The sequence below is a fragment of the Psychrobacter sp. PSP genome (assembly GCF_024085615.1).
Classification (GTDB): Bacteria; Pseudomonadota; Gammaproteobacteria; order Pseudomonadales; family Moraxellaceae; genus Psychrobacter; species Psychrobacter pacificensis.
This window is the reverse complement of the sequence record NZ_JABLTF010000020.1, coordinates 374,264-390,364: the sequence shown is the minus strand read 5'-3', so window position 1 is coordinate 390,364 and position 16,101 is coordinate 374,264. Positions and strand designations below refer to the sequence as shown.

Here is a 16,101-nt window from a genome sequence, read left to right as displayed (position 1 = left end):
GTAGCGAAGTATCTAATCATTGAAAAATTAAATGACTTTTGCTTCGTTTCTTAGCTTATCAACCAACTCATCAACTGACCCTACTGTAATACCAGCTTTACGTTCAGCAGGTGGCACGACCTTAATAATCTCTTGCTTAGACGCCATATCGACACCGAAATCTGCTGGCGTTTTCTCATCAAGCGGCTTTTTCTTCGCTTTCATAATGTTAGGCAGTTTCGCATAACGTGGCTCATTCAAACGTAGATCAGTTGTGATGACTGCTGGCAAATCAAGCGCAACGGTTTGCAGACCGCCATCGATTTCACGCGTGACGTTGACTTTGTCACCTTCAACCTTCACTTCTGATGCAAACGTACCCTGACCGATACCCATCAATGCCGCTAACATCTGACCCGTTTGGTTATTGTCATCATCAATCGCCTGTTTACCCAGCAAGATAATATCAGTGCTTTCTGTTTCAGCGATATTTTTTAGAATTTTGGCAACTTGCAATGGATATGGTTTTTCGTCACTCACGACTAAAATACCACGATCAGCACCCAATGCTAGAGCTGCACGAATTTGCTCTTGTGACTCTTTTGGACCGATAGACGCGACGATGATTTCATCAATGACGCCAGCTTCTTTTAGACGAACGGCTTCTTCTACTGCGATTTCGTCAAAAGGGTTAATCGACATTTTGGTGTTTGATAGATCAACGCCAGAGTTATCGGCTTTTACACGTACTTTTACGTTATAATCAATGACACGCTTGACCGCTACTAATGCTTTCATACGTTCCTCGTTTATTAATGTTATGAATTAAAAAATATCAGTTAAGAACCAAATTTTCGTTGTGGTTCAAATCGTCGTTCAAAATACTACTCAAGGTTATTACTATATCAACAGATGTATAACTAATTAAGAAAAATACGCCAATATTCGAAATTATATTAGCATTGCACTTCTTACGGATAAAATCTGCTAAAGCTAAGCCAACCGTTCTTATCAGACCTATGTATCTTGCGTCAGCCTGCAGATAAGGTCAAGACAACGCCGTGAATAATGCGTCATAAATTTGTCACTATTCTATAATAAATAGTTTATAAGCACGTAATCTAGTGATTTTTCTTTGACAATAGCCTTAAGAGTCCTCCTCTTTATAGCACTCTCAATGGTATGTTTATTTAATATTTTGTTATTATTTATTTCCTAGGGTTTAACTAATAGTAGTCGCGAAGAACCCAACAGCTATATGTCGCTGTCTTTGTTAGAGCTCATTAACAACTCACTATCACGTATGTCATCAAACAACGCCCAGTCAGGAGTTACATCATTGTTTTTGATGACGCTCATGTCTCCTGTCGTCTCCATAATGACCGCAAATATTTCAGTTTTGGCTTTGATGCCATTTTTGCGCAGCACTTCCTGAACATCGCTGGTCGTAAGATTCGCTTCTTTTAAGTTATCTGAGAAGTATTCGCCATGTGCCATGAGTATGATGGCACGATTGTCTATCAGCGCTTTTAGAGGTTTAATCTTGCGCCTCACTATTGAGATAGCACCTTGAATCAAAAACAACATGGCAACTGCAAACAGTCCTTGCAACAGAGACGGCTTGTCAGCCAATACCGTCGACGCTAATATACTACCAATACCAACTGTCATAGCAAAATCATGACTTGATAGTTTGGAAAAGCTGCGCAGACCCATCAGTCGGGTAAAAAGCATCAAACCTATATAGAAACCCACCGCAGACAATGAAATGCCTAACAGCTGTTGCCAGTCAATTGAAAACCAAGTTTCCCATTTCATAATAGAGCCTTATTTATTATTGAGTCAGTACCTATTATGAACTGATAATTATTAAGAAAATCAATCAAACGCTACTTCAGATAAAATGATATAAAAAAAGCAACCTGATAAGAGGTTGCTTTTTTTTAAAGTCTAAACAGTATTTTTATTGTTTTTATAAACAAAAATTTTATGCATAATCGTCACTCTCACTGTCATCAAGCCTACTAAACATCAGTGTGCCCAAACAGCAAAGAGATTATAGTGCTTCGATTTGCTCAGCTTGTGGACCTTTTTTGCCCTCACCTAAGATGAACGACACTTTTTGGCCTTCGGCTAGCGTTTTGAAACCGCTACCTTGGATAGCGCTGTAGTGAGCGAATACGTCTTGTCCGCCGTTGTCTTGAGCGATAAAACCAAAACCTTTAGCTTCATTAAACCACTTTACAGTGCCTTCAACTTTATCTGACATAAATTTTCCTGACTCTTTAACTGTTGGCGAGACTTGTGTCATCACCGATTAATTGATATATACCCATGCATCTTTTGCTGAACGCTACGGTTCAAAATTGCAAATAATCTAAGAGAAAACCTGAATTTTTTACCTCAAATACTTTGAGTACAATCTGATTATAACAGTTTTCTATACAGGTAACAGTCTAAATTGATGTTTTTTGTAAATAAATTCCAGCTATTAAAACCCATCAAAATAGCTAGCATTTTTGCCGTTATCATATTGATATTGAATAAATTTCCAACATATGAATATTAGGCTACAATTACGAAGCCATCGTTAAATACGACAAGACAGACCCTTATAGGCCAAAAACTCATTCATTACCTATTGCAATATCGGTAACCATGGTGAACTTAATACAAGCAAACATAGCCCAAAAAATATCAACGAAAACGACTGACTATAAGCAATATATTTGGCCGGTATGACCAAGTCTTTAGGAGAGTCAGGGATACCTTTGCGCTTTAGTAGTCGCGTACCGTAGACCCAACCAAAGGTCGTGTAAATGCCATAAGCGGCAGGTACAGCAATCGCGAGCGGTGCCAAATCAATCACGTATAGGACAACAACAGAGATAAAGAACCAGATGGTATCTAAGATTGAGCTGATTTGGAAAAACTTAGATTTAGGCAGTTTACCATCGGTTTTCTTAAGCATTTCTCCTTCTATCCAAATTAAAACTGCTACGACAGCGCTAAGAGTAATATACACGAATTGCGGCGTTAGCCAGTCTGGATAAGATATTTGCACAACATACAACCTGTAATCTATAGAAAATATGAATGAGGACTCATCTACTTTGATCAATCAAAGATAAATAAGCACAGTAAAAGCCCACTGGCTAATGTGAAGATGCCTGCCTATATTGGGCAGTTTTTACTGGTTTTCAACCAACACATATAGCGGTGTAACCCTATGTCAAAAGTAGGATATAAAAAACCCCGTGCTATCAGGTGATAACACGGGTTACTTAATAAACTACCAAATACTCTATTTAAGTAGTATCGAATTAGTTTTTGTCTTTATCGATGATTTTGTTACCACCGATCCAAGGCATCATAGCGCGCAATTTGGCACCTGTGGTTTCGATCTCATGCGCTGCATTGTTACGACGACGAGCTGTCATTGATGGATAGTTGGTTGCACCTTCAGAGATGAACATTTTTGCGTACTCACCAGACTGGATGCGTTTTAGCGCGTTACGCATGGCTTCACGTGACTGCTCATTGATGACTTCAGGACCAGTGACATATTCGCCGTATTCAGCGTTGTTACTGATTGAATAGTTCATGTCAGCGATACCGCCTTCATACATTAAGTCAACGATAAGCTTTAGCTCATGTAAACACTCAAAGTAAGCCATTTCTGGCGCGTAGCCTGCTTCAGTAAGGGTTTCAAAGCCCATTTTTACCAATTCAACCGCGCCGCCACAAAGAACCGCTTGCTCACCGAATAGATCGGTTTCAGTCTCATCTTTAAATGTGGTTTCGATGATACCTGAACGACCACCACCAACGCCAGCAGCGTAGGATAATGCTAATTGCTTAGCTTGACCTGAAGCATCTTGGTAGATGGCGATTAAGTCAGGAATACCGCCACCTTTGGTGAACTCTGAACGTACGGTGTGACCTGGTGCTTTTGGTGCTACCATGATAACGTCAAGGTCGCTACGTGGCACTACTTGGTTATAATGGATAGCAAAACCGTGGGCAAATGCAAGGGTCGCGCCTTCTTTGATGTTTGGCTCAATGACATCGTTGTAAAGCTCTTTTTGGAACTCATCAGGTGTCAAAATCATGATAACGTCAGCAGCTTTTACCGCTTCTTCGACTTCAGCAACTTTTAGGCCTGCATTTTCAGCTTTTTTCCATGAGCCTGAGTTGGCACGTAGACCAACCGTTACATCAACGTCTGAGTCTTGTAAGTTAAGCGCGTGCGCATGGCCTTGTGAACCATAACCGATAATGGCCACTTTTTTACCTTGGATAATGGATAGATCACAATCTTTGTCATAAAAAACGTTCATAAATAGAGTCCTTGTCCTCAATCATGGCTTACCATGGATAGTAGACGCTTATACTGTAATCAAGATAGTGATTAAGATAAGCGCTTTGTTGATTTAGATAAATAGTTCTTCAATAAAATAGGATATTTGGGCATTAATTCTAGGTGCTAAGGGTTTTCTCACCGCGGGCAATACCAATCACACCCGAGCGAACCACTTCCATAATACGGTCACGTCCAAGCACATCGATAAAACCGTCAAGCTTGGCTTTGTCACCAACGATTTGAATCGTATATAAGTTGGCATTCACATCGACAATCTGCGCACGGAAGATATCTGCGCTGCGTTTCACCTCTTCACGTACGCTGCCAGTTGCTCGTACTTTGATGAGCATCAATTCACGCTCAACGTGTACATTCTCTGTCAGATTATGCACTTTAACTACTTCAATCAATTTATGCAATTGTTTGGTGATTTGTTCAATTCTTTCTGGTGAGGTAATGGTCGTTAAGGTCAAGCGTGAAATGCTTGGGTCATCAGTAGGCGCGACGTTGAGCGTTTCGATATTGTAGCCACGTTGTGAGAACAAACCGACTAGACGCGACAACGAACCCGCTTCGTTTTCCATCAATACCGAAATCAGATGTTGTTGTTGCATTAGGTACGCTCCCCTTTTGTTAACCACATATCACGCATGGCTTGTCCAGCGATTTGCATCGGATATACATGCTCATTACGATCGACATAAACATCGATAAATACCAACTTGTCCTTCATGGCCATCGCTTCAGCCAACTGCTCTTCCATCGTATCAGGGTCAGTAATCTTGATACCAACATGACCATAGCTTTCAGCCAATTTGACAAAATCTGGCAAGGAGTTCATATAAGACTGTGCATGGCGTCCTTCATATAGCATGTCCTGCCACTGCTTCACCATACCTAGCTGTGCGTTATTTAAATTTAGAATTTTAACTGGCAAGTCATACTGCAAGCAAGTTGACAGCTCTTGGATATTCATCTGAATAGAGCCTTCGCCTGTGATACACACCACATCACGCTCTGGATTAGCAAGCTTGGCTGCCATGGCATACGGCAAGCCAACGCCCATCGTACCTAGGCCGCCTGAGTTCAGCCATTGGCGAGGCTCATTATAAGTATAGTAAAGGGCTGCAAACATCTGATGCTGACCGACGTCACTTGTGATAATAGCGTTACTGTTAGTCACTTTATCTAGAGCTTGTACGACACTTTGTGGCTTAATGCCATTATCTGTGCTGGTGTCATAACGCAAACCATGGCGCTTACGCCACTCATTAATTTGTGACCACCAATCGAGCAATGCGTGTTGCTCTAATTGCTTATCTTCTCCAACGATCTCTAGCATATCGGTTAAGACAGATTTTACATCGCCAACGATAGGAATATGCGCAAGGATGGTCTTTGAAATCGACGCAGGATCGATATCGATATGGATAATCGTCGCGTTCGGACAGAATTTTTTGACATTATTGGTGACGCGATCATCGAAACGCGCACCCACTGCCAAAATAACATCGGCATGATGCATAGTCATGTTGGCTTCATAAGTACCATGCATACCAAGCATACCTAGGAACTGACGATCAGAGCCAGGAAATGCACCAAGACCCATCAATGTATTGGTCACTGGTAAATTAAGACGGTGAGCCAGATCAGTCAACTCTTCGTGAGCATTGCTCCAAATAACGCCGCCACCTGCATATACGACAGGACGCTGGGCAGATAATAATGTCTCGACCGCTTTTTTGATCTGACCACTATGGCCTTTGAGCGAAGGCTGGTAAGAGCGTATAAATACCTCTTCTGGATATTTATAGGCAAACTTTTCACTAGGCGCAGTCATGTCTTTTGGCACATCAATAACGACAGGACCTGGTCGGCCAGACTGTGCAATGTGAAATGCCTTTTTGACAATCATCGGAATTTCGCTAGCATGGCGCACTTGGAAGCTATGCTTAACGATCGGACGTGATACCCCCACCATATCCGTTTCTTGGAAAGCGTCTTCACCGATTAGGCTACTTGGCACCTGACCTGAAATCACGACCATCGGTACTGAATCCATAAAAGCTGTCGCAATAGCGGTAACCGTATTGGTTGCACCAGGTCCTGAGGTTGCCAGTACAACCCCCGTCTCACCAGTAACTCGTGAATAAGCATCTGCCATGTGTCCTGCCGCCTGCTCATGACGCACCAAGATATGCTCAATGGCTTCTTGCTGAAACAGCGCATCATAGATGTGTAGAACGGCACCGCCTGGATAACCAAAGATATATTTGACACCTTCGTCTGTCAGCGCTTGTACCAGCATTTCAGCGCCCGATAGCATCACAGGCTGAACGCTGCCTTCTGCAAGACGTTGTTGTTTTTCTTCAAAATTTTTGGCGGCATTACCCGTTTGGGTATGTCCCGTCATATTCGGACTTTGCGTGGTTTGCGTCACTGTCATCACCTTTTTTTGCGGCGAGGATTTGCGGTATTCTATGATAAGAGATAACCCCATATAGGTATTACTTCAAAACTCATAAAATGATCGCTAATCCTTGTCCATATCAAGAATATTTGCTTATCATATTTAAGTAACGTTGTTTTTTTAAGACAGCAAATTACTCAAACATAGCAATGTATGTAAGGTCAGTTTTGTGATGGATGTTTATCGATATACAGTGACAAGATGCGGACGCACCTATGAAAGAAGCTTATTATTGAGTCTTTCTATAAATAAGTACTGATAATAAATTCATGGGTGCAAAGACGTAGAGATAACAGGATATTTATACCCAAATACTATGCATAAGTTACTAAAACTTATAACAGAGGCTTTGGCGTACTTTTTTATAACCAGTACTGTATCGTATTTTGCACAATTGCCAGAATTACATTTAGCACAGTTCAAATAATAAGTTTATCTTAGTCATTGTAGACAGATAAGTCCGGAGACAATGTATAGTTATGAGTAGCCAATGCTACGTGTGCTATATCATCATCACAAAGAAAATAACACTGCATAAACTACCGATAAGTAGCTCGTAGTGATCATTTTCAAGTGCCACGGCAATATCATAAAAGCCGTTCACTGACCAATCAACTTCTATTATATTCGATGGTTTGCCCGCTATTGTCAAGAAAAACTTCTAAAGCCTATCCCAAACTATTAGTTATTAAATAATACACATTGATAAGTATTATTTGCTAAAATTGGAAGTCGATACATTAGTGCTGCCAATAAAGTGCTCAAATGTTATATTTACCCTTATACAAATTTGCTTTTATCAAACAAAAGGATTGCTGCTATGGCATATGCGTCTAAAATAGCGACTGCTGCTAAATGGCTAACGAGTACCACCTGTATGCTAATGCTATCCATGAATGCCAGTCAGGCTATTCAAGTTTACAAATCCATTGGCGCATATGGCGAAGTTAAATATAGCCAGCACGCACCGCAAAATGGTAAAAACGTTGAGTTGATTGAATTTCGTAGCGACGGTAGACAAAACAACGCCGGACAAATGGCTGGCAAAACAGACCCCAGACAAAGCAATAATACTCAAACGGCAGAAGAACAGCGCGTAGCCGCACTTGAAGCACGTATCAAAGAGCAAGAAGCGCAAGCCAATGCCCAGCGCTGCCAATCGCTACGTAACAATTTAACGAATCTAAACGTTGGCGGACGTATCTATGAGATGGATGCAAATGGCAAGCGTCAGTACTTAGATGGCCGTGAGATTGAGCTAAAGCGTGAACGCGTACAACAGGCGATCGACCAGTATTGTAGCGGCTCTACAACCTAGTCGACCCAATAGTGAGGGTTAGTCGACCATCACTAGCTGCATAACATGGCGAATGGCTGCTGGCATATCTTGCGCTTGTAGCCCTCGTTGTCCAATCAATAGCTTATTGTCACGATGATATTCATTACCTTGATTAACCAGTGTGTCCCCTGAAAATCCATGAATAAGCGCTGCCTGAGATAAACTGTACGACTCTGCTGCTAAGTCTTGTTGTGCTAATAATCCAGCAATCACTCCAGATAGAATATCGCCCATGCCAGCAGTTGCCATACCAGCATTGCCCGCATCACAGACATATACTCGCGCTGGTCCTGATTTTTGCTCCAAAACTAGCGACCCTGCTCCCTTTAATACCCAGTCACCACCATAAACTGCAGCGCATTGTTTTATGGATCGCAATCTATCACTTTCTACCTCGCTTATTTTTTGATCGAGCAATCTAGCCGCTTCGCCGCTATGCGGTGTTAAGCAAACCTGATGGCTCATGCTATATTCACGCAGCGCTGTCACCAATTGGTGATTGTCCGCTTGTAACGATGCCAAATGGTAAAGTCCATCTGCATCGATCACTATTGATTTTTCATGAGCTATGGCAGCCTGTATATAGTCGATAAATAACATTTTTGCTTTTTCGTCACGGCCCAATCCCATACCAATCGCGATAACACTGGCTTGTTTGATAAGTGCCTTTACGCCATCTGTATCGTGCAGATTGATAGTCATCGCATCAGGCAATGAAGTTAATAATGCACCATGAAAAGCCTCATGACAGGCAACAGTTATTTTACCAGTGCCAGTTGCCATGGTGCTTGAGGCAGACAGTATCGCAGCACCGCCCATCCCTTGAGAGCCATCAACGCGATTTCCACCAATGATTAGCGCATGACCGTAGCTACCTTTGTAACTGTTTTGGCGGCGCGGCTTCATACTATGTGCAGCCGTCAGCAGTATGGCAACAGGTTCAAATGCTTCAATAGTATTTTGCTTGGTATTTTTATCAGATATTTTGTGAGGTCTAGCTGTTTGATAAGGTATTAACGGTATATCGATTATGTCTCCGCTATAATCCGTACCGTCTTTGGTGTGCAAACCAAATTTGCGCGCAATCAGACATAAGGTGACATCAGCTTGTACTGCTATACGATCAAATACCGCACCAGTAGAAGCCACCAATCCACTTGGAATATCGACGGCGACTGCTAGTGCGTTTTGTTGCTGAGTAGTACGATTAAAAGCGCTAATAGCCTCTTTATAGACACCTTCTGGCGCACGATCTAGCCCAATTCCAAACAGTGCGTCAATATAAATGTCAGCTAATAAAGCCATTTTCTCTGACTCATTGTGACTGCTATGAATCTCTTCGAAGCGTTGATAATGACAGTTGGCAGATATTGCTATCTGTCGCGCTTTGTCAGCATCAGTTATATGGTCATTATTGTGGTCTTTCTTATTAGAAATGGCCGACTGAGTACGAGTATCAAAATCATTGACATCAAAACCGACAGTGACCACTTCTACTTGCCAGCCTGCTTGCTGCAAGTAATAAGCAATGAGCCAACCGTCCCCGCCATTATTACCCTTACCTACCCAGACACTTACTCGGCGCAAACGCTCCGTACGATGATAAACGTTGGTATTAGCAGAATGATTAGCATTGAGACATTTTTGTTCATAAAGCAATTCTATCTGCTGTGCCATTTGCCAAGCTGCTTGCTGCATTAAGCCAAAACTATCATATCCTTGAGCAAACCACGCTTGCTCCATGGCATAAATTTGCTCACTACTATAAAGCGCAATAGGTTTTGTATTTTTTATAGGTGATAAATTGGTAAAATTCTTCATTTATTATCCTCGGCCATGTTTTTCTGATATTTTTATAGGGTTGAAAGTCTAGTTTCTAAACTTTGGTATCAGCTTAGCAAAAGCTCATGTCTACTTATGTATCAATATGAATGTGAGTTTATTTTCTTTTCTACTTGCGCTCTATGCTCACTGTCTTATCATAATGGTGCTCACACTGCCACTGATTGTGAGAAAATACCGTTTTAAAAATAGACCGCCAATAAGCACCTATCTCTATGCCTACCGATAACAATAGTATTGCCGTTAGTAACTCACCTATATTTGCGACAACAGCAGATGTTAAACAATGGATCAAAACGCAAGCGCAAACATTAGGATTTGCTGACTGTGGGTTTTTATCTGTCCATCATCCACTGTTTACTAAGCAAATCGAACAGCTACAGAAGTGGCTGGATAAAGGCTATGAGGGTCAATTGCAGTTCATGCACAACAACCATCATCTGCGCGCTCATCCCGAGCAGTTAGTGGATGGCGCAAAGACCATTATTAGTGTAAGGATGGACTACCTAACCAAAGCCCCAACACCGCGTGCTGTCACAGACAACGACCATCCCAACCAAGGCATCATTGCGCGTTATGCAAGAGGTCGTGATTATCATAAGACAATGCGTAGCCGTTTAAAGCAATTGGCTCTGAATATCGAGGCCATGCTTCCTGAATGGCAACATCTCGATATTGGTTCAGATAAAGAGTTTGTTTTTAGACCCTTTAGTGATTCTGCGCCTATCTTTGAGCGGCCTATTGCCGATGCTGTTGGTCTGGGCTGGACAGGTAAGCATACGTTATTAATCAACAAACAAGCTGGCTCATTTTTTGTGCTAGGTGAGCTGTTTTTAAGCTTAGAGCTGCCCGATGACCAGCCTGTTAAAGAGCATTGTGGCAGTTGTAGCGCTTGCATTAATGTATGCCCTACCCAAGCGATTGTAGCGCCTTATGAGCTCAATGCCTCTGCCTGTATCTCTTATTTGACGATTGAACACGATGGTATTATTGATACCAAGTATCGACGCGCGATTGGTAATCGGGTGTTTGGCTGCGATGACTGTCAGCTGATCTGTCCATGGAATCGTTATGCCAATCTGACTACCGTTGAGGACTTCGCACCAAGGCATGGTCTCGATAACAGCAGTTTGCTTGAATTATGGCAATGGCAAGAAGCAGATTTTTTGAACAACACACAAGGAAGCCCGCTCAGACGCACAGGCTATATCAATTTCTTACGTAATATTGCTATTGGTCTTGGCAATGCCAATGCCAGTTTGGACGTGGTTGAACAGTTAAAATCCAAGCTCACTATACACAATGCTATGCTCGACGAGCATATCGAGTGGGCCTTGGATGAGCAGCAAAAAAAGCTGAAAGACAGCACCCAAGTCTAAATACTTCAAGTATTCGCCACTATTAGAACTTCATATCCATTGCTATATCATTTTAAATAATAAAAAAGCCTCTTATAAAAGAGGCTTTTTTATCATCGATTTTTTGTACAAATTATTTATTGCTTATACCATCAATTTGTTATGGCTTAGGAATGCGTAACACTTGACCTGGATAAATCTTATCTGGATCAGATAGCATTGGCTTATTGGCTTCAAATATCTTCATATAATCGCCAGACTCACCGTAAACATCTTTAGCAATCTTAGATAAGCTATCGCCAGATTTTACCGTATACATCGTTGACTCAGGTGCATCTTCTTCGATATCGATATTATCAATAACCTTTGCAACATTTTGTACGTTACCAATAGCAATAATTGCTTTTTCACGATCAGCTTGAGTTTTCGCGTTACCGCTGATTTCTGCTGTATCTGTAGAGCCGTTATATTTGATTTTTAAATTACTGATGTTTAGATTCTGTTGTTGTATACGACGCAACAAAATATTAGCAACGGATTGTGCTGAAGGTTCGCTACTTTGTACTGGTGTATTGGCATCTGCCTTGGTCTCTGATTTGGCATCATGTTTCTCGTCATCACGATTAAAAATTTTATCGCCGATATCTTTTGCAAAACTGAACATACCCATATAATTGCTCCTTGGAATATTGTTATTTATTATTCATATTTATTTTCGGTGGTGTGTTATTGAACATCACCGTGCTTTGTACTGTCTACCATGATGAGTATAGACAAACGAACCAAACGTGAATAGTAATAGTATGTTGAGTAATGTTAATTGACGTAGCTTATGTTAATGCAACCGATCAATTAAATCACCCTCATAAAAAAACCGCCTATCTATTAAGATAAGCGGTATTATAAAATTTGCTAAACAAATGGCAAATTATAGCTGGGCTTGTACGTAATCAATTGCTTTTTGAACAGTAGTCAATTCTGCAGAGTCTTCGTCAGGAATAGTGATACCAAAATCACTTTCAAAAGACATCACCAATTCAACTAGGTCCAACGAGTCCGCACCTAGGTCTTCCATGAATGAAGCATCGTTATTGATGTCTTCAACGTTCATACCTAGTTGCTCAGCAACTGCTGATTTTACTCTTAGCTCGATATCATTACTCATATAGATTACTCCATTATCATCTATTATTTTTAATAAACTGCTATTGTGCCTTATTTAAGCTCTATAGCATGATATATAAAATGTATTTGCCAGATCAGCATTGCTGTCTGAGTACTCTATGACTTGTTACACAGTCTGTCTAATAAAGCCCTGTTATCATACAGGGCTTTGACTCAAAAGTATTCGTAATTATAGCACCCTTTATTATAGTTTACACTCGTTCACACAGTTTTTTATTATAACTATGTAACGTTCGTGTATTGACTACATATACATGCCACCATTGACCGGAATGACCGCGCCGGTGATATAGCTGGCTTCATCACTGGCTAAGAAATGTACTGCTGCTGCGATGTCTTCTGGTTGACCAAGACGGCTGATAGGAACGGCATCTAGCATAGAATTCAATAGGCGCTCGTCGAGCTCATCTGTCATATCAGTCTCGATTAAACCTGGTGCCACGCAATTGATAGTCACTTGGCGTGAACCGATTTCACGTGCAAGCGTACGACTGAAACCTTCTACACCAGCTTTAGTCGCGGCATAGTTAGATTGACCTGCATTACCCATTTGAGCAACAACAGAGGTGATATTAATAATACGACCACGGCGCGCTTTCATCATACCGCGTACTGCGCGTTTGCTCATGCGGTAAACTGAGGTCAAATTCGTATCGATGACATTTGACCAGTCATCGTCTTTCATACGCATTAGCAGACCGTCTTGCGTGATACCTGCATTGTTAACCAATACTTGTACCGCTCCATAGACGCTTTCGATCTCTTCAAACAATTTATCAATTTGAGTAGTATCACGTACGTCTAAGACGCGACCGATACCACCACTATCATGAAGATAGTCATCAATAAGTTCAGCACCTTTTTCAGTGGTTGCTGTTCCAATGACAAAATGTCCTTCTTTAGCAAAGCGTTTGGCAACTGCCTTTCCGATACCGCGACTCGCGCCAGTTACTAATGTAATCGTACGGCTCATGATAACACCTCTAATAATTTCTCTAGACGGGCAGGCTTGTCTGTAGGATAGCTTGCGATTGGCTGCGCTTGACGCTTAGCCAAATTGCTTAATACGTTGCCACTGCCACATTCGATTAATAGATTAATTTGCTTATCGGCCAGTTCCTGCATGGTTTTTGACCACAGTACTGGCTCACTCAGCTGTTCAGTCAATGCTTGTTTGATACCTACTGCACTGGTTTCAACACGCGCATAGCGATTTTGAATCACAGGAATGGTCGCTTGATCAAATTGAATACCTGCTAATATCTCAGCTAAGGCATTACTTGCAGGCTCCATTAATGCACAATGAGATGGCACACTCACTTTTAAGGGCACAGATTTTTTGCCCGTATTTTTGACTTTGTCGATGACAGCGTTAACGCCAGCTGCGTTACCCGAGATCACTACCTGTCCTGGGCTGTTGAAGTTAGCAGCGCCAACAATGGCACCCTCGACATGCTCTGTTGCTTGCTCACACAGATTTTCGACTCGGTTGTCTTCTAGTCCTAACACGGCAGCCATAGCAGTATCGACACCTACAACGGCCTCTTGCATCAACTGACCACGCTTATGCACTAGGGTGACGGCATCACCAAGCGATATCACATTGGCAGCACACAGGGCGCTGTACTCGCCCAGAGAGTGACCAGCTAAATAGCAAGGCGTCTCTTCTATTTTTTGTTGTAAGACACGCCAAATGGCAATGCTAGCTGTCAGTAGCGCTGGCTGAGTATACTCGGTTTGATTGAGTTTTTCTTCATCCTGACAGATTGCCCACAAATCCTCACCAAGCGCCTCACTCGCTTCGGTAAATGTATCGCGTATCTCTGGGTAGATTTCAGCAAGCTCACTCGTCATCGCGACTGCTTGAGATCCTTGTCCAGGAAAAATGACCGCGATACGAGCGGGTTGCTTTTTTACCATATCGGGTACAGAAGCCATAACCAATATCCCTTATCTGATTAGAAATATCCCTAAAATAATGGGGTGTATTATATTATTAGATGTGATACAAAGCCGCTAGTTCAATTATTTATCTAAGAAAACGGATTGCCAGTAAACTATACACTGACACACACTATTATTATAGCGGATGCAGACCAAACAACGATAGGAAAACACAGTACCAATCAAAAGCACTAACGATTGAGTACGCGTTTCTATCTGCTAAAAACAAAAAGTCATCTAAGCAATGAGTTTAGTGATAAATAACAAAAAGCCAAGTTATCCAGCCACATAATATATGATAGCGAAATAACTTGGCTTTTTTTAGCTCAAAGCTTATTGACTAATGATAGCCAGGTAAATACAACAACAGTCACCAGTACTGTCACTATTTTACCTAGCTATCATACGGCCAATGTCTTAGGCATCTTGACTAACTTTGAATAGCTGACGACCACGGTAGAAACCATCTTTAGTCATGTGATGACGACGATGTTTTTCACCAGTAGTAGCATCTACGCTTAGTTCAGCAATTTCCATACGGTGATGTGAACGGCGCATGTCACGACGAGAACGGCTTTTACGACTTTTTTGAACAGCCATGATATAGCTCCTATACTTAAAAGGGATAAGCTTGAAATTCAGCTTAGTCGATACTGACAGAGGCTATATAATCACAACAACCTAAGTCTGAAGCATCATTAGTTAAATAGATTGTTACTTACATAAAGCGCTAACTATGTCTGAAATTTATGAAAAATTTACCTAGTCAGCTTCTATCAGCACGCAACAGGTTGCTCGAATGCAATAAACCGGACATTATACGCATGTTTATTAGATTAATAAAGCCCTGCCTTGCACTCTTCTGTACAAAGCAGATAGAAGGCTTCTCAAATACTTGAATAAATAAATTTGGCTCTTATAGCTTACCTTTTAAGGAGGCTAAAGCAGCGAATGGATTTTCATTCTCTTCTTCTTCTGGTATCTCGCCAAACTGCTCAACTGACATTTCACAATCATCATGCTTCGGCGCCATTGGTATTTTGAGCAATATCTCATCTTCTACCAGTTTTTTAAATGGTAATAGACGCTCCGGAGACTGCTCAGTGACGATTTCATCAAGTAATAAATAATCTTGCTCTTCATCAATCAAGCGTACTTGGCTATCATTCTCTAGTAATGCAATATTATAATCATCAGATAAGTCTATCGCAATTGGTTGTAAACAGCGTTGACACGTTAGCCAAACATCACCTGTCAACGTAAATGCCAAATGCAAAACATTATTACGGCGATAGAGTTCAGCATTTAGTTGAGTGTTTGACTGATCATGCTCGGCGCTCAACGTCGCGGCAAGACGTTCAAAAGAGTTTGGATCAACTTCTCCTGACCACTCAAAACCCGTGTCTGCCCATTTGTCCAAAGAAATGTGCTCAGGCATGCTAGTAGATACAGGCGCTTTTTTATTGTCAGCGTAAGGTGCTGACGGTTTAGTTTCTGGAGTGCTTGACATGCGCGGCCTCATTCATAAAAACGGTGTATAATATTGCCTGCCATACTAACGGAAAGTGCCATATTCTGCTAGCGCTAGTATGTTAAGATTTTTTGATAGCAAATATGTTCA

At 41.5% G+C, this 16,101-nt stretch carries 16 protein-coding genes; 2 read left to right on the top strand and 14 right to left on the bottom strand.

Annotation, left to right across the window (positions count from 1 at the left end; genetic code table 11):
- Window positions 1-27: 27 nt before the first annotated feature.
- The 7 genes from HL061_RS11670 to HL061_RS11640 form a co-directional block, all read right to left on the bottom strand.
- Window positions 28-777, bottom strand: a complete 750-nt coding sequence (locus HL061_RS11670) for an electron transfer flavoprotein subunit beta/FixA family protein (RefSeq protein ID WP_212563821.1) — start codon at window positions 775-777, stop codon at window positions 28-30.
- Window positions 778-1,233: 456 nt separating this feature from the next.
- A complete protein-coding gene (locus HL061_RS11665) occupies window positions 1,234-1,797 on the bottom strand; it encodes a YetF domain-containing protein (protein ID WP_240365360.1) in 564 nt (187 codons plus the stop codon).
- Between the two features lie 238 nt (window positions 1,798-2,035).
- The gene (locus tag HL061_RS11660; RefSeq protein ID WP_071003179.1) at window positions 2,036-2,248 is read right to left on the bottom strand and encodes a cold-shock protein; all 213 of its coding nucleotides are present in this window, start codon (window positions 2,246-2,248) and stop codon (window positions 2,036-2,038) included.
- Between the two features lie 369 nt (window positions 2,249-2,617).
- Complete coding sequence (locus tag HL061_RS11655; RefSeq protein ID WP_227517147.1) at window positions 2,618-2,950, bottom strand: hypothetical protein; 333 nt, start codon at window positions 2,948-2,950, stop codon at window positions 2,618-2,620.
- Window positions 2,951-3,302: 352 nt separating this feature from the next.
- Window positions 3,303-4,319 (bottom strand): ketol-acid reductoisomerase, encoded by a 1,017-nt coding sequence (gene ilvC, locus HL061_RS11650; RefSeq protein ID WP_058025375.1) that lies wholly within the window; start codon window positions 4,317-4,319, stop codon window positions 3,303-3,305.
- A gap of 139 nt (window positions 4,320-4,458) precedes the next feature.
- A complete protein-coding gene (gene ilvN / locus HL061_RS11645) occupies window positions 4,459-4,956 on the bottom strand; it encodes an acetolactate synthase small subunit (protein ID WP_071003178.1) in 498 nt (165 codons plus the stop codon).
- A complete protein-coding gene (locus tag HL061_RS11640; protein ID WP_212564547.1) occupies window positions 4,956-6,788 on the bottom strand; it encodes an acetolactate synthase 3 large subunit in 1,833 nt (610 codons plus the stop codon). The genes ilvN and HL061_RS11640 overlap by 1 nt, the downstream gene beginning before the upstream one ends.
- Before the next feature lie 844 nt (window positions 6,789-7,632).
- Between HL061_RS11640 and HL061_RS11635 the strand changes: the two genes are divergently transcribed.
- Entirely contained in the window at window positions 7,633-8,130 is a 498-nt protein-coding gene (locus HL061_RS11635) for a DUF4124 domain-containing protein (protein WP_240365363.1), read from the top strand.
- 18 nt (window positions 8,131-8,148) lie between these two features.
- On the opposite strand, the gene HL061_RS11630 is transcribed toward HL061_RS11635, so the two are convergent.
- On the bottom strand, window positions 8,149-9,972 hold the full coding sequence (locus tag HL061_RS11630) for an NAD(P)H-hydrate dehydratase (RefSeq protein ID WP_240365364.1): 1,824 nt from the start codon (window positions 9,970-9,972) through the stop codon (window positions 8,149-8,151).
- A gap of 236 nt (window positions 9,973-10,208) precedes the next feature.
- On the opposite strand from HL061_RS11630, the gene queG reads away from it, so the two are divergent.
- Window positions 10,209-11,372, top strand: a complete 1,164-nt coding sequence (gene queG / locus HL061_RS11625) for a tRNA epoxyqueuosine(34) reductase QueG (RefSeq protein ID WP_252962846.1) — start codon at window positions 10,209-10,211, stop codon at window positions 11,370-11,372.
- Between the two features lie 139 nt (window positions 11,373-11,511).
- On the opposite strand, the gene lysM is transcribed toward queG, so the two are convergent.
- The 6 genes from lysM to HL061_RS11595 all read right to left on the bottom strand — a co-directional run bounded on the left by lysM (window position 11,512) and on the right by HL061_RS11595 (window position 15,990).
- Window positions 11,512-12,021: a peptidoglycan-binding protein LysM gene (gene lysM, locus HL061_RS11620; RefSeq protein WP_071003170.1), complete on the bottom strand. Its 510-nt coding sequence runs from the start codon at window positions 12,019-12,021 to the stop codon at window positions 11,512-11,514.
- Window positions 12,022-12,279: 258 nt separating this feature from the next.
- Entirely contained in the window at window positions 12,280-12,516 is a 237-nt protein-coding gene (acpP, locus tag HL061_RS11615) for an acyl carrier protein (protein WP_071003168.1), read from the bottom strand.
- A gap of 264 nt (window positions 12,517-12,780) precedes the next feature.
- Window positions 12,781-13,509, bottom strand: coding sequence for a 3-oxoacyl-ACP reductase FabG (gene fabG / locus HL061_RS11610; protein WP_058025367.1), 729 nt, complete (start codon window positions 13,507-13,509; stop codon window positions 12,781-12,783).
- Window positions 13,506-14,474: an ACP S-malonyltransferase gene (fabD, locus tag HL061_RS11605; protein WP_071003166.1), complete on the bottom strand. Its 969-nt coding sequence runs from the start codon at window positions 14,472-14,474 to the stop codon at window positions 13,506-13,508. The genes fabG and fabD overlap by 4 nt, the downstream gene beginning before the upstream one ends.
- Before the next feature lie 423 nt (window positions 14,475-14,897).
- Window positions 14,898-15,080 carry a 50S ribosomal protein L32 gene (gene rpmF, locus HL061_RS11600; RefSeq protein WP_057758809.1) on the bottom strand — a complete coding sequence of 61 codons (183 nt, stop codon included), beginning with the start codon at window positions 15,078-15,080 and terminating at the stop codon, window positions 14,898-14,900.
- 316 nt (window positions 15,081-15,396) lie between these two features.
- A complete protein-coding gene (locus HL061_RS11595; RefSeq protein ID WP_071003164.1) occupies window positions 15,397-15,990 on the bottom strand; it encodes a YceD family protein in 594 nt (197 codons plus the stop codon).
- Window positions 15,991-16,101: the final 111 nt, after the last annotated feature.